This is a genomic window from Paenibacillus antri (assembly GCF_005765165.1).
Classification (GTDB): Bacteria; Bacillota; Bacilli; order Paenibacillales; family YIM-B00363; genus Paenibacillus_AE; species Paenibacillus_AE antri.
Genome location: NZ_VCIW01000018.1, coordinates 75,639 through 97,100 on the forward strand (window position 1 = coordinate 75,639; position 21,462 = coordinate 97,100).

At 61.6% G+C, this 21,462-nt stretch carries 23 protein-coding genes; 1 reads left to right on the forward strand and 22 read right to left on the reverse strand.

Annotated features, from left to right (window positions below):
• Nucleotides 1-61 precede the first annotated feature (61 nt).
• The 4 genes from FE782_RS23000 to FE782_RS23015 all read right to left on the reverse strand — a co-directional run bounded on the left by FE782_RS23000 (nt 62) and on the right by FE782_RS23015 (nt 2,436).
• A complete protein-coding gene (locus FE782_RS23000; protein WP_138196693.1) occupies nt 62-292 on the reverse strand; it encodes a KH domain-containing protein in 231 nt (76 codons plus the stop codon).
• Nucleotides 293-315: 23 nt separating this feature from the next.
• Nucleotides 316-588, reverse strand: a complete 273-nt coding sequence (gene rpsP, locus FE782_RS23005; RefSeq protein ID WP_138196694.1) for a 30S ribosomal protein S16 — start codon at nt 586-588, stop codon at nt 316-318.
• Between the two features lie 72 nt (nt 589-660).
• Nucleotides 661-2,046 (reverse strand): signal recognition particle protein, encoded by a 1,386-nt coding sequence (gene ffh / locus FE782_RS23010; RefSeq protein WP_138196695.1) that lies wholly within the window; start codon nt 2,044-2,046, stop codon nt 661-663.
• Nucleotides 2,047-2,076: 30 nt separating this feature from the next.
• On the reverse strand, nt 2,077-2,436 hold the full coding sequence (locus FE782_RS23015) for a putative DNA-binding protein (RefSeq protein ID WP_138196696.1): 360 nt from the start codon (nt 2,434-2,436) through the stop codon (nt 2,077-2,079).
• Between the two features lie 159 nt (nt 2,437-2,595).
• Between FE782_RS23015 and FE782_RS23020 the strand changes: the two genes are divergently transcribed.
• The gene (locus FE782_RS23020; protein ID WP_138196697.1) at nt 2,596-3,231 is read left to right on the forward strand and encodes an MOSC domain-containing protein; all 636 of its coding nucleotides are present in this window, start codon (nt 2,596-2,598) and stop codon (nt 3,229-3,231) included.
• A gap of 76 nt (nt 3,232-3,307) precedes the next feature.
• Here FE782_RS23020 and FE782_RS23025 read toward each other — a convergent pair whose 3' ends face one another.
• From FE782_RS23025 to FE782_RS23110, 18 genes are all read right to left on the reverse strand, one after another.
• Nucleotides 3,308-3,940, reverse strand: a complete 633-nt coding sequence (locus tag FE782_RS23025) for an ABC transporter permease (protein WP_138196698.1) — start codon at nt 3,938-3,940, stop codon at nt 3,308-3,310.
• Nucleotides 3,937-4,839 (reverse strand): glycine betaine ABC transporter substrate-binding protein, encoded by a 903-nt coding sequence (locus FE782_RS23030; RefSeq protein ID WP_138196699.1) that lies wholly within the window; start codon nt 4,837-4,839, stop codon nt 3,937-3,939. Before FE782_RS23030 ends, FE782_RS23025 begins: the two co-directional genes overlap by 4 nt.
• A complete protein-coding gene (locus FE782_RS23035; protein WP_138196700.1) occupies nt 4,836-5,477 on the reverse strand; it encodes an ABC transporter permease in 642 nt (213 codons plus the stop codon). The genes FE782_RS23030 and FE782_RS23035 overlap by 4 nt, the downstream gene beginning before the upstream one ends.
• Before the next feature lie 7 nt (nt 5,478-5,484).
• Complete coding sequence (locus FE782_RS23040) at nt 5,485-6,618, reverse strand: betaine/proline/choline family ABC transporter ATP-binding protein (protein WP_138196701.1); 1,134 nt, start codon at nt 6,616-6,618, stop codon at nt 5,485-5,487.
• A gap of 37 nt (nt 6,619-6,655) precedes the next feature.
• Nucleotides 6,656-7,504 carry a tyrosine-type recombinase/integrase gene (locus FE782_RS23045; RefSeq protein WP_138196702.1) on the reverse strand — a complete coding sequence of 283 codons (849 nt, stop codon included), beginning with the start codon at nt 7,502-7,504 and terminating at the stop codon, nt 6,656-6,658.
• A gap of 299 nt (nt 7,505-7,803) precedes the next feature.
• Nucleotides 7,804-8,796 carry a signal recognition particle-docking protein FtsY gene (ftsY, locus tag FE782_RS23050; protein ID WP_138196703.1) on the reverse strand — a complete coding sequence of 331 codons (993 nt, stop codon included), beginning with the start codon at nt 8,794-8,796 and terminating at the stop codon, nt 7,804-7,806.
• Between the two features lie 19 nt (nt 8,797-8,815).
• The gene (gene smc / locus FE782_RS23055; RefSeq protein ID WP_138196704.1) at nt 8,816-12,388 is read right to left on the reverse strand and encodes a chromosome segregation protein SMC; all 3,573 of its coding nucleotides are present in this window, start codon (nt 12,386-12,388) and stop codon (nt 8,816-8,818) included.
• Nucleotides 12,389-12,454: 66 nt separating this feature from the next.
• Nucleotides 12,455-13,156 (reverse strand): ribonuclease III, encoded by a 702-nt coding sequence (rnc, locus tag FE782_RS23060; protein WP_138196705.1) that lies wholly within the window; start codon nt 13,154-13,156, stop codon nt 12,455-12,457.
• Between the two features lie 10 nt (nt 13,157-13,166).
• A complete protein-coding gene (gene fabF, locus FE782_RS23065; protein ID WP_138196706.1) occupies nt 13,167-14,408 on the reverse strand; it encodes a beta-ketoacyl-ACP synthase II in 1,242 nt (413 codons plus the stop codon).
• 155 nt (nt 14,409-14,563) lie between these two features.
• A complete protein-coding gene (acpP, locus tag FE782_RS23070; protein ID WP_138196707.1) occupies nt 14,564-14,797 on the reverse strand; it encodes an acyl carrier protein in 234 nt (77 codons plus the stop codon).
• 64 nt (nt 14,798-14,861) lie between these two features.
• The gene (gene fabG / locus FE782_RS23075) at nt 14,862-15,602 is read right to left on the reverse strand and encodes a 3-oxoacyl-[acyl-carrier-protein] reductase (RefSeq protein ID WP_138196708.1); all 741 of its coding nucleotides are present in this window, start codon (nt 15,600-15,602) and stop codon (nt 14,862-14,864) included.
• A gap of 30 nt (nt 15,603-15,632) precedes the next feature.
• The gene (gene fabD / locus FE782_RS23080; RefSeq protein ID WP_138196709.1) at nt 15,633-16,574 is read right to left on the reverse strand and encodes an ACP S-malonyltransferase; all 942 of its coding nucleotides are present in this window, start codon (nt 16,572-16,574) and stop codon (nt 15,633-15,635) included.
• 65 nt (nt 16,575-16,639) lie between these two features.
• Nucleotides 16,640-17,629, reverse strand: a complete 990-nt coding sequence (locus FE782_RS23085) for a beta-ketoacyl-ACP synthase III (RefSeq protein ID WP_138196787.1) — start codon at nt 17,627-17,629, stop codon at nt 16,640-16,642.
• Between the two features lie 8 nt (nt 17,630-17,637).
• On the reverse strand, nt 17,638-18,639 hold the full coding sequence (gene plsX / locus FE782_RS23090) for a phosphate acyltransferase PlsX (RefSeq protein ID WP_138196710.1): 1,002 nt from the start codon (nt 18,637-18,639) through the stop codon (nt 17,638-17,640).
• Nucleotides 18,623-19,231: a transcription factor FapR gene (gene fapR, locus FE782_RS23095; RefSeq protein ID WP_138196711.1), complete on the reverse strand. Its 609-nt coding sequence runs from the start codon at nt 19,229-19,231 to the stop codon at nt 18,623-18,625. The genes plsX and fapR overlap by 17 nt, the downstream gene beginning before the upstream one ends.
• A gap of 147 nt (nt 19,232-19,378) precedes the next feature.
• On the reverse strand, nt 19,379-19,555 hold the full coding sequence (gene rpmF, locus FE782_RS23100) for a 50S ribosomal protein L32 (protein WP_138196712.1): 177 nt from the start codon (nt 19,553-19,555) through the stop codon (nt 19,379-19,381).
• Nucleotides 19,556-19,602: 47 nt separating this feature from the next.
• Entirely contained in the window at nt 19,603-20,103 is a 501-nt protein-coding gene (locus tag FE782_RS23105) for a YceD family protein (RefSeq protein ID WP_138196713.1), read from the reverse strand.
• A gap of 61 nt (nt 20,104-20,164) precedes the next feature.
• Nucleotides 20,165-21,373 carry a copper amine oxidase N-terminal domain-containing protein gene (locus tag FE782_RS23110; protein WP_158299510.1) on the reverse strand — a complete coding sequence of 403 codons (1,209 nt, stop codon included), beginning with the start codon at nt 21,371-21,373 and terminating at the stop codon, nt 20,165-20,167.
• Between the last annotated feature and the right edge of the window lie 89 nt (nt 21,374-21,462).

Here is a 21,462-nt window from a genome sequence, read left to right on the forward strand (position 1 = left end):
GGGGAAGTCCGCGGATAGATACGCAAGAGGGCTAGGACCCGTGTCCTAACCCTCTCGTTCATTATGATGCGATTTCCACGGCGATTCGCTTGCCGCTCTTCGCGGAAGCGGACGTCACGACGACGCGCACCGCTTTGATGATTCGGCCGCCCTTGCCGATGACCTTGCCCACGTCCTCCGGATGAACGGTAAGTTCATAGAGGACGGAATCGTCGTCTTCCGTTACATCCACGCGCACGTCGTCCGGATGGTCGACCAACCCTCTGACGAGTGTTCGTACCAATGCTTCCATCTCGCACCTCCGTGCCGCCGCGATTACTTCTGCAGCTTGGACTCGTGGAACTTCGTCATAATGCCGGCCTTGCTGAACAAGTTGCGAACCGTGTCGGACGCTTGCGCGCCGCTTTGGAGCCACTTCAGCGCCTTCTCCTCGTCAAGCGTTACCGCTTCGGAGGAAGCAAGCGGATTGTATGTGCCGATCTCTTCGATGAATCGACCGTCGCGCGGGGAGCGCGAGTCGGATACGACCACGCGATAGAAAGGTGCCTTGTGAGCGCCCATACGCTTCAAACGGATACGTACTGCCATGAAACTGTCACCTCCTTCAAAGGATGAACCGCATCGGCGAAAATATACGCTTCGCCCGATATCGATCTATGATCAGAACGGGAATCGTCCGCCGCCGCCGAAACCGCCGCGTCCGCCCTTCATCATCTTCTTCATTTGCTTCGAACCCTTGCCGCCCATCATGCCCGAGAGAGACTTCATCATCTTCTTCATGTCCTCGAACTGCTTGAGCAGCCGGTTCACGTCGGCCACCGTCGTGCCGCTGCCGGCCGCGATGCGCTTGCGGCGCTTCGCGTCGATGACGACAAGCCCTTGCTTCTCCGCTTTCGTCATGGACAGCACGATCGCTTCCGTTCGCGACATCTGCTTCGGGTCGATCTTCGCGTTCTGCAGCTGCTTCATATTGCCCATGCCCGGAAGCATCTCGAGGATGTTCTCGATCGGGCCGAGCTTCTTCACTTGCTGCATCTGCTCCAGGAAATCTTCGAACGTAAATTCCGCCTTGCGGAACTTCCGCTCCATCTCCTTCGCCTTCGACTCGTCGAGATTCATCTGCGCCTTCTCGATGAGCGACATCATGTCGCCCATGCCGAGAATCCGGGACGCCATCCGCTCCGGATGGAACGGCTCGAGCGCGTCGAGCTTCTCGCCCATCGCCGCGAATTTGATCGGCTTGCCTGTGACGGCTTTGACCGAAATCGCGGCCCCGCCTCTCGTATCGCCGTCGAGCTTCGACAGGACGACGCCCGTCAGCTCGAGCTGCGAGTTGAAATGTTCGGCGACGTTCACGGCGTCCTGACCGGTCATGGCATCGACGACGAGCAAGATTTCGTCCGGCTTCGTCGCCTCGCGGATGTTATGAAGCTCGCCCATCAACGTCTCGTCGATGTGAAGCCGGCCCGCGGTATCGATAATGACGTAATCGTTGCCGTGCTCCTTCGCGTGGGCCAGTCCCGCCTTCGCGATGTCGACGGGATTCGCTTGATCTCCTAGCGTAAATACCGGCGCCTTCACTTGTTCGCCGAGCACCTGGAGCTGCTTGATCGCCGCCGGACGGTAGACGTCCGCCGCGACGAGCAGCGGGCGATGGTTTTGCCCAAGCAGCATCTTCGCCAGCTTGCCGGTCGTCGTCGTCTTGCCCGCGCCTTGGAGACCGACCATCATGACGACCGTCGGCGGCCGGTTCGAGCGAGCGAGCTTCGATTGAGAGCCGCCCATCAGCTCGGTCAGCTCTTTGTTGACGATGTTCACGACCGTCATCGCCGGATTGAAGCCCTTCTCGAGCGTTTGCCCGACCGCTTGTTCTCTCACCTTCGCGACGAAATCCTTCACGACTTTGAAGTTCACGTCCGCTTCCAACAATGCGAGCCGCACCTCGCGAAGCGCTTCGTTCACGTCGTCCTCGGTCAGCTTCCCTTTGCCTCTCAGCTTGCTGAATACGTTCTGCAGTCGGCTGGACAATCCTTCGAACGGTGCCATGGGCCGCCCCCCTTTCCTACAATGCTGCTTCTAAATTACCGACATCAACTCGCGAAGCCGCTCTCTTGCGCGTTCCGCCTCCGGGGAAGGGCCGAGCTTCCCGAGCTCGTCCTCCACCCGCTTCGCGGCCGCCTCGCGGCGTTCGTGCTTCGCGAGCAGCTGCAGCTTCGCTTCGTATTCTTCGAGCGCCGTCTCGGCGCGCTTGATATGTTCATAGATCGCTTGTCTCGATACGGAAAATTGCTCCGCGATCTCGCCGAGCGAGTAATCGTCATGGAAGTAAAACTCAAGGAACGTCCGTTGTTTCTCCGTCAACAGCGGTTCGTAGAAGTCGAACAGCGAGTTGATGCGGTTCGTCTTGGCCAGCGCGTCGCGCTCCCGCTCCGTCATCCGGTAAGTCCCTCCGCCCGTTCCCGACGTCGTCAAGTCCTAGCGCTTTACAGCGACATTCGTTAGTGTACCGGATAGCCCGAACGTTGTCAAGGTTCAATCCTTGATAGGCGGATTTCCGATATGATACAGTTGCAATCATAGGGAGGGGAACGGTACATGGAGCTTGAACTCTTTTCGTTGAACGTCGGCAAGCCGACGACTGTGCTGTATAAAGGGAGAGAAGTCGTTACCGCCATCGCGAAGTCTCCCGTCGCCGGGCCGTTGCGACTCGACGCGGCGCCGCTCCCGGGGGACGAACAAGCCGACGCGGTACATCACGGCGGACCGGATAAGGCGATCTGCGCGTATTGTTACGAACATTATCCTTATTGGGAACGAACCATCGGGAAGCCGCTCTCGCCCGGCGCCTTCGGCGAAAACTTCACGCTGCTCGGCGCGACGGAAGACGAGGTTCGCATCGGCGACACGTTCCGCCTCGGCGACGCTCTGCTGCAAGTATCGCAGCCGAGAGTACCCTGCTTCAAGCTGTCGGCCCGTCACGAACGGCCGACGCTGGAAGCCGAAGTGACGGCGTCGGGTTTTACAGGCTTCTACTTACGGGTTCTGAATCCGGGCGCGGTCGCCGCCGGAGACCGCCTCCGGCTCGAAACGCCTCATCCGGCCGGCGTCACCGTCGCCGAGGCGAACCGGATCATGCATCGAGATAAGCGCGATGCAGCCGGGCTTCGCAGACTGCTCGACGTCGATGCGCTCGCAGATAGCTGGCGCTCCCAATTATCCAAGCGACTGTAACGCGAAGAAGACGCCAGGCCGATGATGGGCGTTGGCGTCTTTCTTCTTTGATTAATCTCAATAATATTACACGTCGTTAACTGTTTTTGACGTTAAGTTTTCGTTCCCAACGGCCGAGGGACGCATCCGCGACGATCGCCAGCAACGCGGCGGGAACCGCGCCGGCGAAGATGCGAATATCGTTGCGCAAATTGATGCCGGCGTAAATTTCCTTGCCGAGACCGCCTCCCCCGATGAGCGGAGCGATCGTCGCCACCCCGATCGCGATGACCGCGGCTACGCGGATACCCGCGAGGAGGAACGGCAGCGACAACGGGAACTGCACCTTCCAGAGCAGCTGCCAAGCGTTCATTCCGATGCCCCGCCCCGCTTCGACGACGACCTTATCGACTTGCTTCAAGCCAACGGACGTATTCCGGATGATCGGCAGCAGCGAATATAAAAACAAGCCGACGACGACGGTTTTAAATCCGAGGCCGAGTACGATCATAAGGAGCGCCAACAACGCAAGACTCGGAAACACCTGAATGACGTTCGCCGCGCCGAGAATCCACCGCCCCAACCGTTCGCGTCTGGCGCACACCATGCCGAGCGGGATGCCGACGAGTAAAGCGAGCCCGAGCCCGGACGCCACCATCGCGATGTGATCGATCGTCATGCTTAAGATCGTATCGCCGTGCTTTGCCACGTACTCGAAGAAGTCGTTCATTGCAGCAAGCCTTTCTCTTGAAGGAATTCCTTCGCGACCTCGGCGACGTCACGCTTATTAACGTCCACCTCGAAGTTCAGCGCCGTCATCGTCTCGGTGTCGATTTGCCCGACGAGCAGCTCGACGACTTCCTTCAATTCCGGATGGCTCTCCAAGACATCGTTGCGTACGACCGCCGAGCCGTCGTACGGCGGGAAAAATTGCTTGTCGTCCTTCAGCACCTTCAAGTCGAACTCCTTCAGGCGCGGATCGGTCGTGTACGCCAAGACGACGTCGACCTCGTCGTTCGCGACCGCCTCGTATACGAGACTGATTTCCATCGGGAACGTCTCGCCGAATTCGTAGCCGTAGAACTCCTTGAACGCGCCATATCCGTCATTATCCCGCTCCAGCCAGGTCGTATCGACGCCGAGCCGCATCTCGCCCGCCGCCTCGGCCAAATCCGACACCGTCTCGAGACCGTATTGCTCGGCTACGTCCTTGCGCACGGTGAAGCCGTACGTATTCTCGAAGCCGTAGCCGTCGAACCACGTAAATCCGTAGTGCTCGTCGAAGCCGGCTTGCGCTTGTTCCATGACGCGAGCGCGGTCTTTCGTCTGTTCGATGTCGAAATACCCGTTGAAGATTTCGCCCGAATACAAGATGGACGCCATCTGAATCTCGTTTTCCTTCATCGCGTTAATGACGACCGGACTGGCGGCCAGATCGGGCACGATTTCCGCGGTCAGCTCCGTGCGGTCCTCGATCAACGCCTTATACATCTCCGCGACGATTTTCGGCTCCGTATACGTTTGGGTTCCGATCTTGATCGAGTCGCCTCCCGAACCGCCTTGCGCTCCGCATCCGGCGACCACCCCTGCGACGACGGCCGATAGTACCGCTAAACCTAGTTTTTTCATGAAACGACTCCCCCTTTGAATGCTTTTTCGATTTTTCCTAAGACGAGATCCGCCGCCAAGGCGAGCGCGATCGCCGCGGCCGCTCCGGTAAAGATGAGCTCTTCCTTGTTGACGCCGAGTCCCGAAAAGATGAGCTGCCCGAGACCGCCGGCCCCGATTAACGTCGCGAGCGTCGTCCAGCTGATGACGTATACGGTCGTCACCCGGATGCCGGACATGATGTACGGGAACGCCAGCGGCAGCTGAATGGTCCACAACCGCTGCCAGCCGCTGTACCCCATGCCTCTCGCCGCTTCCAAGATGCCGGCGTCGACCGAGCGGAACCCGGCGAACGTATTCCGGAGAATCGGCAGCAGCGAATACAAAAACAAGGCGAACACCGCCGGGCGCAGCCCGATGCCGAACAACGGAATCAATACCGCGAGCAAGGCGAGGCTCGGAATCGTCTGGAACACGTTCGCGATTCCGAAGACCGTCGTCCGGACCCATCCCGGCCGATCGCCGGAAATATACGCCCCGAGCGGTACGGCCGCGAGGCAGCCGAGCGCGACGGCGATTCCGGAAATCGTCAGATGCTCTCCCGCGGCACGCAAGACGTCGGGGTATCTGTCGAGCAGGAACGTCCAGTAATCGTTCATCGCAACGTCACGCCCCCTCCGTCGGGTAGACGTCCGCCAGATGCTTGACGACGCTGCCTCTCGTTACCATGCCGAGGAACCGGCCCTCCCGATCCGCAACGGCGACGTATGGCGCTTGATGCTCCGTCATGATCCGCAGCGCTTCGGACAGCGGCGTCCCCGACGGAAGGACGTGCGGGAACGGCCTCGCCAGCTCGGCGAGCGTCTTCGTCTCGTCCCGGTAATGCTCGAGCACGCTGTATACCGTTACGGTGCCGCGGAGCTTCTTCCATTGATCGACGACGAGCAGCGAATCGACCCGTTTGTTTTGCATGATTTTGACCGCTTCGGCCAATCCCTTGGTAGGCTGGGCCGTGACCGGCTGCGTCGTCATGACGTCGTCCACCGTCGGAATGTCCGAGAAATCCTGCCCGAGCAGACGCTTCTTCCCGACGAAGCTGGAGACGAATTCGTTGGCCGGGCGCCTTAGGATCGCCTCCGGGCTGCCCTGCTGCACGACGCGGCCGTCTTTCATGAGCACGATATGGTCCGCGATCTTGATCGCTTCGTCCATGTCGTGGGTGACGAAGACGATCGTCTTCCTCAGCTCCTGCTGCAGCCGAACGAGTTCGTCCTGCAGCTGCTCCCGGCTGATCGGGTCGAGCGCGCTGAACGGCTCATCCATCAAGATGATATCCGGCTCCGCGGCGAGCGCCCGAATGACGCCGATCCGCTGCTGCTGCCCGCCGCTCAGCTCCGACGGATACCGGTTCCGATACGTATCCGGATCCAATCCGACGAGCTCGAGCAGCTCGTCGACGCGCCGTTCCGTCTTTTTCGCGTCCCACTTCAGCAGCTTCGGCACGACCGCTACGTTCGCCGCGATCGTCATATGCGGGAACAACCCGATGCTCTGAATGACGTAGCCGATGCTGCGGCGCAGCGTCACCGGATCGATCGCGGAAATATCCTTGCCAGCGACTGAAATTTTCCCGCTCGTCGGCCGAATCAACCGGTTGATCAGCTTCATCGTCGTCGTCTTCCCGCAGCCGCTCGGCCCGATCAAGACGTTGAGGTCTCCCTCGCGGAATTGCAGTTCGATATCTTGAAGCGCCTTGAACCCGTCATCGTACACCTTATTGACATGTTCTAACGTAATCATTGCTCGATTCGTCACTTCCTCTCTTACCTATAGATCTTCATAGATCTTCGAAATAGCGAACGGTCGTCTGCGGCGACTTGTGTCCGGCCCAATCCCGGATCCGCTCGACGCTCGCCCCTTCCCGAGCGAGCCGTCTGCAGTACGAATGCCGCAGCGCGCTGCAGCGTACGGGAAAGCCCGCCTTCGCCGATAACGACTCGACGGCGAACTGTACCGCTCTCGGCTGCATGAACCCCGAGCGTTCCGTTACGAACAAGAAGTCGCTTTCTTTATGCTTCGAACGAATCGCCTCCGACCGATGCCGGCGCCAACAGAGGAGCGGGACGAGCGCGCGGTCGTCCAGCGGCACGCCCCGGAGGAACGAGCCTCCTTCGTCGGACACGACGAGCCGCGAGCCTTGAAGACTGTCCAACCGAAGGTACGAAACCTCCTTCACGCGAAGACCGGCGTAGAGCATCGCGGCGAGCAGCGCCTCGTTCCGAACGCCGTTCTCGTCGGTCAATGCGTTCGAGGCGGCGGCGAGCAGCGCGCGCTCCTGCGCTTCGGACAGCCATTGGATCGGAGGCGGCGCGTTCGCGTCGAGGCGCAGCCCCTCCGCGGCCGACGAATCCGCGATGCCTTCGCGGCCGGCCCACTGGAAGAACGTTCGCGCGATCGACATCCGTTTGTTGATCGTTGCCGGCTTCATGCCGCCGGCTTGCAAGTCGTTCCGGTAGCGGAGCAGGTCGTCCGTCGTCGCCTCGGCCAAGCCGCCCGGACGTTCGCCGAGCTTCGTCAGGAGCGCTTCCAGCTCGGCGACGTACAGCTTAATCGTGCTTTCCTCCTTTTTCTCGTTCCGTAAGTAAAGCGCGAACGCTTCGAGGAGCATCCGGTTTACCCGTTCCACGAAGAGTCACCTTCTTTCCGCGGGACATTCACGGCCGATTAATTCCGCGATGAATTATTAATTCTATGATGAATATTATATGGGCTTCTTTGCCATCGCTCAACCCGGCTCAGACGCCTCCTTCCTGCTCTATCCAGCCTCAGCCGGGCTCACGCCCGGATACATAAGCAATCCTTATAAATCCTCCCCGATCCTCCCGGATGCTGTAACGTCGGTTTTCTCGCCGGAAAAAGAAAAGAACCCGTCGCCGCTTTCCGGCAACAGGTCCTTCCTCGTTCGCTTCTTATGAAATTGCGTAATTACTCCGCTTCCTCCGCCGCGCCTCCGAGCCCCAGAAACAGCGCGTTCACGAACTGCTCGGAATCGAAAGGCTGCAGGTCGTCGATCTTCTCGCCGAGCCCGACCATCTTGACCGGAAGCTCCATTTCCTGGCGAATCGCGATGACGATGCCGCCCTTGGCCGTGCCGTCCAACTTCGTTAACACGAGGCCGGTGACGCCGGTTTTCTCGCCGAACAGCTTCGCCTGCTGCAGCGCGTTCTGCCCCGTCGTCGCGTCGAGCACCAACAGCACCTCGTGAGGCGCTTCGGGCACCTCGCGGCGGATGACGCGGAAAATTTTGTTCAGCTCTTCCATCAAGTTCACCTTGTTTTGCAGTCGACCCGCCGTATCGCAAATCAGCACGTCGACGTTCCGCTGCTTCGCGGCATGGACCGCGTCGAAGATGACGGCCGCCGGATCGGAGCCTTGCCCTTGCCGGATCACGTCCACGCCGGCGCGCTGCCCCCATACTTCCAGCTGCTCGATCGCCGCCGCGCGGAACGTATCGCCGGCCGCGAGCAGCACGGACTTGCCGTCTTGCTTCAATCGATGGGCGAGCTTGCCGATCGTCGTCGTCTTGCCGACGCCGTTCACGCCGACGACCAAGTAGATCGTCAGCCCGTCCGGCGCCGTCTTGAGCCGCTCCGTCTCTTCTCCGCCGGAGAGCAGCTCGACGAGCTTCTCGGTTAGAATCGGGCGCAGCTCCTTCGGATCTTCGATCTTCCGCTTGCGCACTTCGACGCGCAGCTCGTCGATCAGCTTCAGGACGGTATTGATGCCGACGTCGGCGCCGATCAAAATTTCCTCGAGCTCCTCGTAGAACGCTTCGTCGATCTTTTTCCGACGGGAGAACAGATCCTCGACCTTGCCGACGAACGCGTCGCGCGTCTTGGACAAGCCTTCCTTAAACTTATTCGTGACCTCTTCCGCCTTGGAAGAGATGCTTTCTCTCAGCCTTTTAAAAAAGCTCATGCTTTTCGTTACACGCTCCTTACGCTGTCATCGGCTGTTCATCTTGATCGAGGCGCACCGACACGAGCTTCGATACGCCGCCTTCTTCCATCGTGACGCCGTACAATACGTCCGCCTCTTCCATCGTCCCCTTGCGGTGCGTTACGACGATGAATTGCGTATGCATCGAGAACTCGCGCAAATACTGCGCGAATCGCGCGACGTTCGCTTCGTCCAGCGCCGCTTCGACTTCGTCGAGCACGCAGAACGGCACCGGCTTGATCCGGAGTATCGCGAACAGCAGCGCGATCGCCGTCAGCGCCCGCTCGCCTCCCGAGAGGAGCTGCAGGTTTTGCAGCTTCTTGCCCGGCGGCTGAGCGACGATGTCGATGCCCGTCTCGAGCAAGTTATGCGGCTCCGACAAGACGAGATCGGCCCGTCCGCCGCCGAACAGCCTGGAGAAGACGTCGGTGAACTGCTCCCGGATCAACTCGAACGATTGCAGGAACCGCTTCGACATCTCCTCTTCGATCTCGCGAATGACGCCGTACAGCGTCGTCTTCGCTTCGATGAGGTCGTTCCGCTGCCCCGCCAAAAATTCGTAGCGCTCGGACACCCTCGCATATTCCTCGATCGCGCCGAGATTGACTTCGCCCAGCGCCGAGATCGCCCGTTTCAAATCGCGAACCTCGATCTGCACGGCGGGCACGTCCTCCGGCACGTCGTAGCGTTCCTTGGCGAGCTCGTAGCTCAACTCGTAATCCTCCGCGAGCTTGCGAAGCAAGTTGTCCAGCTCCACGTCCAATCGGTTGACGCGAATATCGGTTTGCCTCGTCTGCTCTTCGACCGAACGAAGCCGGTTCCGTTCCTCGCGCGTCGCGTTCTCCTCGCGCTCGAGCGCGGCGGTCTTCTCCGCCCGCTCCGCGCGGGCGAAATCGAGCTTCTCGGCGCAAGCGTCCTTCAAGATGCGCAGATGGTTCGCCTGCTCCGTCCGCGCGTTCGATTCGCGTTCGTACCCGGCGAGCTCTTCCAGCAGCCGCGCTTCCGCTTGCAGCGCCGTCGCCCGCTCTTCTTCGAGCGCGTCGGTTTCGGTTTGGAGCCGGGTCAGCTGCGCGGTCACGGCCATCTTGTCCTGCGCCGCCGCCGCCGCCTTCACCTTCCACTCCGTCAGCTGCTGCTGCGTCTCTTCCTTCGCCGATTGGGCCGCCTTGCGGCGAAGCTCCGCTTCGCGGATCGCCTCCGTCAGCGCCGTCTCTTCCCCGGCGAGCCGTTCGATGCGCTCCGCGAGCTCCGCCCGCCGGTCCGCTTCGGTGGACGTTTCTTCGGCGAGGGTCGCCGCGTCCGCTTCGAGAATGTCCAGCTGCTGCTTCGCCGCGCGAAGCTCGGAGTCCATGCGATTGAGCTCCGATCTCGCCTCGGTTTCTTCCCCGCGCTTGCGCTCGCCCGCGTCGCGGCATCCTTCCAGCTGCTTCTGGAGCGCGGCCGCTTCGGCGCGAACCGCGTCCACCGACTCGCGCAGCTTGCCGATTTGCTGTTCGGCCGCCTCGATCTCCTTCGTCAGCTCGTCGATCTGACGCGTTCGGCCGAGCAGCGACACGTTCTTCTTCTGCAGGCTTCCTCCGGTCATGGAGCCGCCCGCGTTCACGACGTCGCCTTCGAGCGTGACGACGCGGTACCGGTACTGCAGCTTCGCCGCGATCCGGTTCGCGTGCTCGAGCGTGTCGGCGATGACGACGTTGCCGAGCAAGCTGTGCACGATGCCCGAGTACGCCGCGTCGAACGAGACGAGCTCCGCGGCGACGCCGACGAAGCCTTCGGCGCTCGACGCCGCGCGGCGTTCGCTTTCCGGAATCGAACGCGGCTTAATGACGTCGAGCGGCAGGAACGTCGCCCGTCCGAGCTGGCGGGATTTCAAATATTGAATCGCTTCCCGCGCCCGCGCTTCGTTCTCGACGACGATGTGCTGCAGCGCGGCGCCCAGCGACGTCTCGACCGCGAGCTCGTAAGCGCCCGGCACGCGGATGATTTCCGCGACGGCGCCGCGAATGCCTTGCAGGGAGCTCTTCTGCTTCGCCTTCAGCACCTCCCGGACGCCGAGCGCGAAGCCGTCGTAATCGTCCTGAAGATCTTGGATCGTCTGCTTCCGCGAGACGAGCGCGTCCACCTTCTGCTCCCACTTTCGGACCGTCGCCTGCACTTCTTCCAACAGCCCTTGCTTCTCGTGGATCAGCTGGCTGAGCTCCATGTATCGATTTCGCTCGCCTTCGATTTGCGCCTTGAGGGACTCGAGGCGGGCCAGCCAATCTTCCCGGCACGCTTCCAGCTCTCGAAGCCGAACGCCCGCTTTCTCGCGGTCTTCGGCGAGTCTGGCGGCGCGCCGGCCGGATTGCTCCGATTGCGCCTCGACGTATTTCAATTCGTTGCGGGCCGACGCCAGCTCGTTCAGCTTGTCGAGCAGCTCCGCCTTCAGACGCTCTTCGGTCTCGCCGAGGGCGCCGCCCGTCTCCGCGAGCAGCCGATCCTCCTCGAGGCGAATGTTGCGATTGAGCTCGTCCAACTCTCGCGTGATCGCGTCGCGCTGCGTTCTTAGCTGCTCGTTTTCCGCAACTCGCTCTTCCAGCTTTCTCGCGAGCGACTTCGCCGTGTCCCGCTGCGTCTCGACGTTTTCTTCCGCGTGCTTGCGCCGCTCCTTCAAAATCTCGCCGGCGCTGATCGTCTTCTCCAGCTCTTCGCTCGTATGTAACAGCTCGGATTGCAGCCCTTCGAGCGTCTCGTCGAGCTTTCGCAGCGCGAGACGCCGGTCTTCCAGCTCCGCGTCGTGGGCGGAGACGACCGCGGCGAGCTTCAGCTCCTCGTCCTTCAATCGCTTCAACGTCTCCGTCGCTTCCGTCCACGACCGGTGAAGCTCGCCGATGCTATGCACGTACAGCGAAACCTCTTTCGACTTCAGAAGCTCCTTCAACCGCTTGAACTCGACGGCTTTCTCGGACTGCTTCTTCAGCGGCTCCAGCTGATCCTCGAGCTCGGAGGTCAGATCGCGGATCCGCACGAGATTCGCTTCCGTCTCCTCGAGACGCTTCGAAGCTTCTCTCTTCCTGGACTTATATTTGACGATCCCGGACGCTTCCTCGAAGATGCCGCGGCGGTCTTCGGACCGCGTGCTTAAAATCTCTTCGATGCGGCCTTGTCCGATGATCGAGTAAGCTTCCTTCCCGATGCCGGTATCCATGAACAGCTCGGTGATGTCCTTCAAGCGGCAAGGCTGCTTGTTAATGAAATATTCGCTCTCGCCGTTGCGGTGCAGTCTGCGGGTGACCGTCACTTCGCTGAAGTCGAGGGACAGCGCGTTGTCGCCGTTATCGAGCGTCAGCGACACTTCGCTGAAATTCACCGCTTTGCGCGCGTCGCTGCCGGCGAAGATGATGTCCTGCATGTTGCCGCCGCGGAGGCTCTTCGCGCTCTGCTCGCCGAGCACCCAGCGAATGGAATCGGATATGTTGCTCTTGCCGCTGCCGTTCGGACCGACGACCGCCGTAATGCCGGACACGAATTCCAGCTCCGTCCGGTCGGCGAACGACTTGAAGCCGGCCAGCTCTAGTCTCTTAAGAAACAAGTGAAATCACCCCAGCCTATTGTAGCACAACAACGACGCCTTCCGCCTAAAAAAAGAAGCCCGCCGCTATCGGCGAGGCTCGCGGCCCGCCGCGGCGAACCGTTGCAGCGCTTCGGCCGCGGCTTCTTGCTCCGCCTCTTTCTTCGTGCGGCCCGAACCGGCGCCGTACGATTCTCCTTGAATGCGGGCTTCGATGATGAATTCCCGTTCGTTGGCGGGCCCGCGCTCTTCGCGGACGACGTATTCGACGGCGCCGAGCGCGAGCTGCTGCACCTTCTCGTGCAGCCGCGACTTCGCGTCGATGACGCCGCGCTCGACGTACGCTTCGATCTCGGGGAACATATGCGCCGTCAGAAACTTGATGACGGCGTCCCATCCGGCGTCGAGATACAAAGCGCCCACGAACGCTTCGAACACGTCCGCCAGCAGCGAGGGCCGCTCTCTGCCGCCGGACAAGTCCTCGCCGCGCCCGAGCAGCAAATATTCGCCGAGCGACAACGTCTTCGCCAGCTTGCTTAGCGCCTGTTCGCGGACGATCGCCGCGCGGACGAAGGTGAGCTTTCCTTCCGGCCAGGAGGGGTACAAGCGGTACAGGTGCTGGGACACCGCGAGCTGCAGCACGGCGTCGCCCAGAAACTCGATCCTCTCGTTATGCGTAGCGTCCTTATGCTCGTTAACGTAGGAAGAATGGGTAAACGCTTCGCGTAATAGCGAAGCGTCCCGGAATTGAATATTCAATTGCGCTTGAAGTCGTTCGAATCGGTCCATCGGTGATCGCCTATGCCTCTTCGTATTTCCGCAAGATGATCGTCGCGTTATGACCGCCGAAGCCGAAGGAGTTGGACAACGCCACGCGGACGTTCGCCTCTCTCGGCGCGTTCGGCACGTAATCGAGATCGCATTGCGGATCTTGGTTGTCGAGATTGATCGTCGGCGGCAGCTTGCCGCGCGTCAACGCCAGCGCGCAGATGACCGCTTCGACGCCGCCGGCGGCGCCGAGCAGATGACCGGTCATCGACTTCGTGGACGAGACGGCCAGCTTGTAGGCGTGGTCGCCGAACGCCGTCTTGATCGCCGTCGTCTCGGAGACGTCGCCGACCGGCGTCGACGTGCCGTGCGCGTTAATGTAATCGACGTCCTCCGGCGCGATTCCCGCGTCCGAGAGCGCCTTCTTCATGCAGCGCGCCGCGCCGTTCGGATCGGGATCGGTCATATGGTGCGCGTCGCCGCTCATCCCGTAGCCGATCACTTCGCCGTAGATGCGAGCGCCGCGCTTCTTCGCGTGCTCGAGCGTCTCGAGCACGAGCACGCCGGCGCCTTCGCCCATAACGAAGCCGTCGCGATCGACGTCGTACGGGCGGCTCGCCCGCTCCGGCTCATCGTTGCGGGTCGACATCGCCCGCATGGAGCAGAAGCCCGCGAGTCCCGTCGGACGAATCGTCGCTTCCGCGCCGCCGCACAGCATGACGTCCGCTTCGCCGTTCTGCAGCAAGCGGAACGAATCGCCGATCGTATGCGTGCCCGTCGCGCAGGCGGTGACCGTCGTCGAGTTCGGCCCCTTCGCCCCGGTAAGGATCGACACTTGGCCGGAAGCCATATTCGCGATCATCATCGGGATGAAGAACGGGGAGACGCGCTTGGGTCCCTTCTCGAGCAGCGTGCGGTATTGATCCTCGAACGTGCCGAGGCCGCCGATGCCGGAGCCGATGTAGACGCCGACGCGCTCCGGATCCGTGTCGTCCTGAATCGACAGGTTGGCGTCCTTCAGCGCGAGTCCGGCCGCCGCCACCGCGAACTGCACGTATCGATCCATGCGGCGCGCTTCCTTGCGGTCCATGTACGTCTCCGGATCCCAGTTCTTGATCTCGGCCGCGATCCGGGTCGGATATTCGCTGACGTCGAACGCTTCGATCGGCGTTACGCCCGACTTGCCTTCCATCAAGTTGTTCCAAAACGTATCTAAATCCTGGCCGAGCGACGTAACGGCGCTCATGCCGGTGATTACGACTCTTTGTTTCATGACGACCCACCTCAACGTTTCCGATTGTGTTGTGGAAAACCTTACATAATAAATCCGCTTGCCATGCTATGTCATAACGCAAGTCGATGCGTTCGGTAGATGTGGAGAAGTCCCGCTCCTTGGGAGAGACGGGACTTGCGTTGGTGTCCACTCGATTACGTATGAGCTTGTATGTAATTCACTACTTCGCCTACGGTAGTGATCTTCTCCGCGTCTTCATCGGAGATTTCCATATCGAACTCATCTTCCAGCTCCATTACCAATTCGACGACGTCAAGCGAGTCGGCGCCCAAGTCCTCCTTGAAAGAAGCTTCAAGCGTCACTTCAGCCTCATCTACGCCAAGGCGGTCGACGATAATTTTCTTCACGCGATCCAATACGTCGGACATCCGGTTCACCTCCTCATTTGGTATTATACGAGACGGACAAGCAAAAAGCCATATCCTGCAAGTCTTACATATACATGCCGCCGTCGACGTGAAGCGTCTGGCCCGTCATGTAAGACGACTCGTCGGACGCGAGGAACCGAACGACCTTCGCGATCTGTTCGGGCTGGCCCAAAGCGGCGAGCGGAATTTGCTTCAGCATCGCTTCTTTCAGCTCCGGGGTCAGCTTGTCGGTCATATCGGTTTCGATGAAGCCCGGAGCGACGCAATTCACGGTAATGCCCCGGGACGCGAGCTCGCGCGCGACCGACTTCGTGAGCCCGATGACTCCCGCCTTCGCCGCCACGTAGTTCGCTTGCCCCGGATTGCCGAGCGCGCCGACGACGGACGAGATGTTCACGATGCGCCCGCTCCGCTGCTTCATCATAGGCCGGGTCACGGCCTTGATGCAGTTGAATACGCCCTTCAGGTTCGTGTCGATGACTTCGTCGAACTCTTCTTCCTTCATCCGCATGAGCAGATTGTCGCGCGTGATGCCGGCGTTGTTGACGAGAACGTCGATCTTCCCGAACCGCTCGATCGCGCCGGCGACCATCGCGTCCACCTCCGACGCGGACGCCACGTTGCACTTGACCGCCGCCGCCGACCGTCCGAGCGCTTCGATCGCGCCGACGACCTCGAGCGCGGCCGCTTCGTTGCCCGCGTAATTGACGACGACGTCCGCTCCGCTCTTCGCGAGCTCGATCGCGATCGCCCGGCCGATGCCGCGCGACGCGCCGGTGACGAGCGCCACTTTGCCTTCCAGCATGCCGATTCCTCCTCCCGCGCGCAGGCGCGGCTACAGCAGCGTCGGAACGGCGGAGACCGCCGCTTCCGCGCTGTTCACCGTCACGATGCGCACGTCTTTATTGATTTTCTTAATCAATCCGCTTAATACCGCCCCCGGGCCGAATTCTACGAACGTATCGACGCCGAGCGCGATCAGGCGCAGCACGCTGTCTTCCCAAAGCACCGGAGCGCACACCTGCTTCACGAGCAGACCCCGGATGTCCGCCGGGTCGACGACGACGTCGGCCGTCACGTTCGCGACGAGCGGCGTCGACGGCGCGGCGAACGCGACTTCGCCGAGCAGCGCGTCCAGTCGGTCGGCCGCGGGCGCCATGAGCGAGGAATGGAACGGACCGCTCACCTCGAGCGGAATGACGCGCTTCGCGCCCGCTTCCTTCCCCCGCGCCGCGACCGCTTCGACGCCCGCCCGCGAGCCCGACACGACGATCTGCCCCGGACAGTTCACGTTCGCGAGCTCTACGCGGCCCGCTTCGCCGGAAACCGCTTCGCAGAGCGCCTGCAGCGCCTGGCGTTCCGCGCCGAGCACGGCCGCCATCGCGCCTTGCCCGCCGGGCACCGCCTCTTCCATGAAGCGGCCGCGCAGGTGCACGAGCCGAGCCGCTTCGGCCGCCGGGAGCGCCCCCGCCGCCGCAAGGGCGGTCCATTCGCCGAGGCTGTGCCCGGCGACATAATCCGGCGTCAGCTTCGCGCCGCCCGCCTCGCGGAACGCCTCGAGATACGCGAGGCTCGTCGTAAGCAGCGCCGGCTGCGTATTGGCCGTGCTCTTCAGCCGCTCTTCCGGCCCGTCGAAGACGATGCCGGACAGCGCATACCCGACCGCCTCGTCGGCGGCCTCGTACAACCGCTTCACCCCGGGGATATGTAATGCGTCCTTCCCCATGCCGACCGCTTGCGCGCCTTGGCCGGGGAAGACGAATGCGATCTTGCCCATCGTTCGTTCGCCCTCCCGATATTCATCCTTCCGTTCCCTGCGCGAATCCTACGCGGAAGCGCGTCTTACCAAGTCAAGACGGCGCCGCCCCACGTAAGGCCCCCGCCGAAGCCGACGAGCACGACCGTGTCGCCCTTGGACACGCGGCCGGCCTCGACCGCCTCGGACAGCGCGATCGGAATCGTCGCCGCGGAGATGTTGCCGTACCGGTCGACGTTGATCATGACTTCGTTTTCGGTCAGCTCGAGCTTGTCCATGGCCGCCTGAATGATGCGGATGTTCGCCTGGTGCGGGACGAGCAGCTTGATGTCTTCCTTCGACTTGCCGGCTTTGGCGAGCACGCTTTCCGTCAAATTTTCCATGATCCGCACCGCGAACTTGAACACTTCCCGGCCGTTCTGCCAGATGTAATGCGTTACGCCCTCCGGCAGACACTCCTTGTTCGGATAACGCGATCCGCCGACGCAGCCCCCGCGAAGAAGCGGGCCGCCCGCGCCGTCGGCGCCGAGCTCGAACGCTTCGAAGCCGCGGCCTTCCTCCGTCGCGCCCAGGACGACCGCGCCCGCGCCGTCGCCGAACAGAATGCACGTATTCCGGTCGGTGTAATCCGTTACGCGGGACAGTACCTCGGCGCCGACGACCAGCACATAATCGTACATGCCGGAGGCGACGAAATTCGCGCCGTTGGCGAGGCCGTACACGAAGCCGGAGCACGCCGCGGCGAGATCGAACGCCGCCGCCTTCTTCGCGCCGAGCTTATCCTGCAAGATGCACGCCGTCGACGGGCACATGACGTCCGGCGTCATCGTCGCCACGATGATCAAGCCGAGCTGATCCGCCGCGATGCCGGCATTGGCCAGCGCCTTCTGCGCAGCTTCGTAGGCCAGATCCGACGTAGCCTGATGGTCGGCCGCGATCCGGCGCTCCTTAATGCCCGTCCGCGTCACGATCCACTCGTCGTTCGTCTCCACCATCGCTTCCAGCTGCGCGTTCGTCAGCACCTTCTCCGGCACGTAGTGTCCCGTCCCGAGGATGCCGACAGGTCTCCCTATCATCATGCCGCTCATTCCCCTTTCCCCAATTCGGAGCGGATCGTACCTACGACGTCGGAACGTATCGCGGATACGGTCTGTCTCACAGCGTTCTTAATCGCCCGCGCGTCGCTCGAGCCGTGGCTCTTCATGACGATGCCGGTCAGCCCGAGCATCGGCGCCGCGCCGACCTCTTTATAATCCATCTTGTTCTTGAACTTGCGCAGCCCCGGCTTTAAAATCGCCGCCGCGAGCTTGCTGATCGTATTGCGGGTGAACTCTTCCTTCAGCGCGCCGAACAGCGCGGCGGCGGTCCCTTCGAGCGACTTCAGCATGACGTTGCCGACGAAGCCGTCGCAGACGAGCACGTCGCAGACGCCGTTCAACACGTCGCGCGCTTCGACGTTGCCGACGAACCGAATCGGCGCCGCTTCCAGCAGCGGATACGCCGCCTTCGTCACCTCGTTGCCCTTCCCCGGCTCCGTGCCGACGTTCAGCAGTCCGACGCGCGGCGAAGCGATGCCGTGCGCTTTGGCTCGGTACACGCTGCCCATGACCGCGTATTGCGTTAGCTGCTCCGCCGTCGCGTCCATATTGGCGCCGAGATCGAGCGCCAGCACGCCGACGCCGTCCATCGTCGGAATCATCGGGGCGAGCGCCGGACGCTCGATGCCCTTCAGACGTCCGACGACGAGCAGACCCGCCGTCATTAAGGCGCCTGTGTTGCCTGCGGAGATGACGGCGTCCGCCTCTCCGTCCTTCACCATCGCGGCGGCGACGACGAGCGACGCGTCCTTCTTGCGCCGCACCGCTCGGACCGGCTCCTCGTCGGTCGAGATAACCTCCGACGCATGGCGCACGGAGAGGTTCGGGAGCGCCGTTCCTCCGTTCGCCGCGATCAGCTCCCGGACGCGCGCCTCGTCGCCTACGAGCGTGATCGCCGCTTCCGTATATTCTTTCGCCGCTTCCACGGCGCCCGCTACGATTCCTTCCGGGGCGTTGTCTCCCCCGAACGCGTCAATGGCGATTCGCATCGACCGAATCTCCTCTCATGGCATCGGCCGACTTGCCCGACCGATATATTACGAAATGTCCTTGAAACACTAGATCTTCACCGACGTACGTGAAAACTTCGACCTTCGCCTTCCCCTTGTCCCCCGGCGCCGACTTGACGTAGCCCTTGGCCACGCATCGCTCGCCGAGCCGAACCGACCGCAAATATCGGATGTCCGCCGACGCCGTCAGCGCGACCTCGTCGTTGATCAAAGCGACCGCCAGCGAGTTCGCCTGCGCGAAAATATGATGTCCGCGCGCGATGCCCGTGCGGGAAAACACGTGCTCCTCGCCGATTTCCATGATCGAGATGCCCGATTTGTCCAACTGCAGATCGATGACGTCTCCGATGACTTCGTCCATCGGCAACGACCGCACGATGCTCTGCGAGACGGCGGCCATCTGCTTTATTCTTTCCCGAACCTCGGGAATTCCGAGCTCCATCCGGTCGAGACGAATCGTCTGGATGCTGACGCCGAAGTCCCCCGCCAGCTCCTCGTCGGTGACGAACGGATTCGATCGCAAGGTTTCCGCCAGACGCTCCTGGCGCTTCGGTTTCGGTAATCGCTCCATGACGGACACCCCCGGGTGCGCAACGTTAATCTTCTATGACGTTAAAGATTAGTACCTAGTCTTAATACTAGTATATAGTACTTACCCAAAATCATGCAACAAAAAAAGCACCTCGATCGAATCGAGATGCTTCTTTTATCCGAATGATCAGCCTTGCTTCACGATGTCGCGAGATTTGTACGTCCCGCAAACTCCGCATACGTGATGGGCTAATTTCAACTCGCCGCAGTGATCGCACTTGACCATGCCCGGAACTTCCAATTTGAAGTGAGTCCGGCGCTTGTTCTTGCGCATCTTCGACGTTTTTGCAAATGGTACTGCCATGTTCCCACCTCCTTGCGAGAGTGCTCGTGAAACAACACCGTAGTTTGTTAAGATTTGAAAAAATCTTTGAGACCGGCGAGCCGCGGATCGACCCTCTCCTGTACGCAACCGCAGGACTCGACGTTCCGGTCCTTGCCGCAGACGGGACACAGCCCCTTGCACGATTGTCCGCATACCGCCGCCATCGGCAGCTGTACGACGAACGCGTCGCGAAGGTACGGCGTCAAGTCGACGATCTCCTCGTGGACGAGATGAACATCCTCGTCGCGCTCGGCGATTCCGCGCTGCAACGTGAACAACTCCGTTACCGGAACCTCCGTCTTCTCCGAAACCGCCCGCAGACACTTCGAGCAGATCAGCTCTAAGTCGGCCGACAGCGTTCCGTTCACGATCGCCGTTCCGGAATCGGAACGCGCGGTCAATCTTGCTTCCAACGGCCCGGCGACTCGAATGTCGTTCCGTCCGGTTACTTCCTCTTCGAGGGGCAGCCGGCCGTTCAATTCGATCGGAGCGCCGCGGAGCGCAAGCTCGCGCAAATTCAGGTTCACGAAGCATCACCTCAAACACACAAAGTTTATTATATCCAGTGCACCAACGGTTTGTCAACAACTATTGCGGAATGGACAATGCCTCGGCTTTGCCTTGGATCGTGGCGTATAGTTTCCACTGTCCGTTCGCGAGCCGGAGCGTATGGATCGAACGCGTCCGCACGTCGGCCAGCTTCGGTCCGGCGGACTTCCGCATCGCCTGCACCGTATGGACGTACATCTCGTCGCCGGAGCGCTCCAGCACCCGGACGTTCTCCAGCTCATGCGTCAGCTCGTACGTTTCGAACATCCAGGCGAGCGTCTTCTCGGTCGCGCTTCGCATCGGCGAATCGGCGTGAACGAGACGAAGCGCCGCGGTGAGATCTTCTCGATTTAATGCTTCCATATATGATGCGATTGTATTCCGAGCGATCGTCTCGTCGGCCGCATCGACGTCCGCGCCCGTGTCGGCGCCGAACGGCTGGAGCCACTCCTGCCCCAGCGTCGCGGCGTCGTAGATCGCCCACGCCCCGCTCGCGTCCTGGCGCATCGATACCTTCAGATCGACGCGGTTGTCGACGTAATAAGCGCCGGCGGTTCGCCGATTCGATTCGGTGACGAGCACCGTCGCCTGACCGCCGTGCAGCTCCTCGACGACGAGCGACTCGACCGTCGTCTCGACGTCGCGGCGCGCGAACGCGTCGGCCGCGGATTTGTACAGCGTCGTCCGCAGCGGCGACTGCGCGTGCAGCGCGCGCAACACGGCCGAAGCGTCTTCCCGGTTCGCCGCCGCGACGTACGCCTCGTACGCGGCCCGCACCGCCGCTTCCCGTTCCGCGATCGACGGTCCGGTGACGATCGCGATCAGCCGCTCCGCGCCGTTCCAGGCGACGTCGGCGCCGGCGTTCTCGCTGACGAAGCGCAGCGGCACGAACGTGCGCCCGCCTACGATCGCCGGCGGCTCGAGCAGCGGCTTGGCATCGCCGTTCACGATGGCCTCCGCGTTCCCGACCCGCAGCGTCATCGTCACGCCGCCGCCTTGCCCGGTGACCGTCCTCGTCGCCGGATCCCAGCCGACTTCGAGCCCCAGCCGTTCGAACAGCGCGCGGAACGGCACGAACGTCGTTCCGTTCTTAATGAACGGCTCGGCGTCCGAGACGAGCGTCTCGCCGTCGAACCGGATTTCGATCGGCGGATCCGCCGCGACCGCGCTTCCGCTTCCGTACGGCGCAAGCGTCGCCGCCAGCAATCCGCCGACGAGCGCGAGCGCCGTCAACTTCCTCTTGTTCATCATCCTCTTCCCTTTCGATCGACATTGTCCCATTGTATCAAATCGAGACAGCGAGTACTAGATTAACAAATTCTTCATCTCCGCTTTAA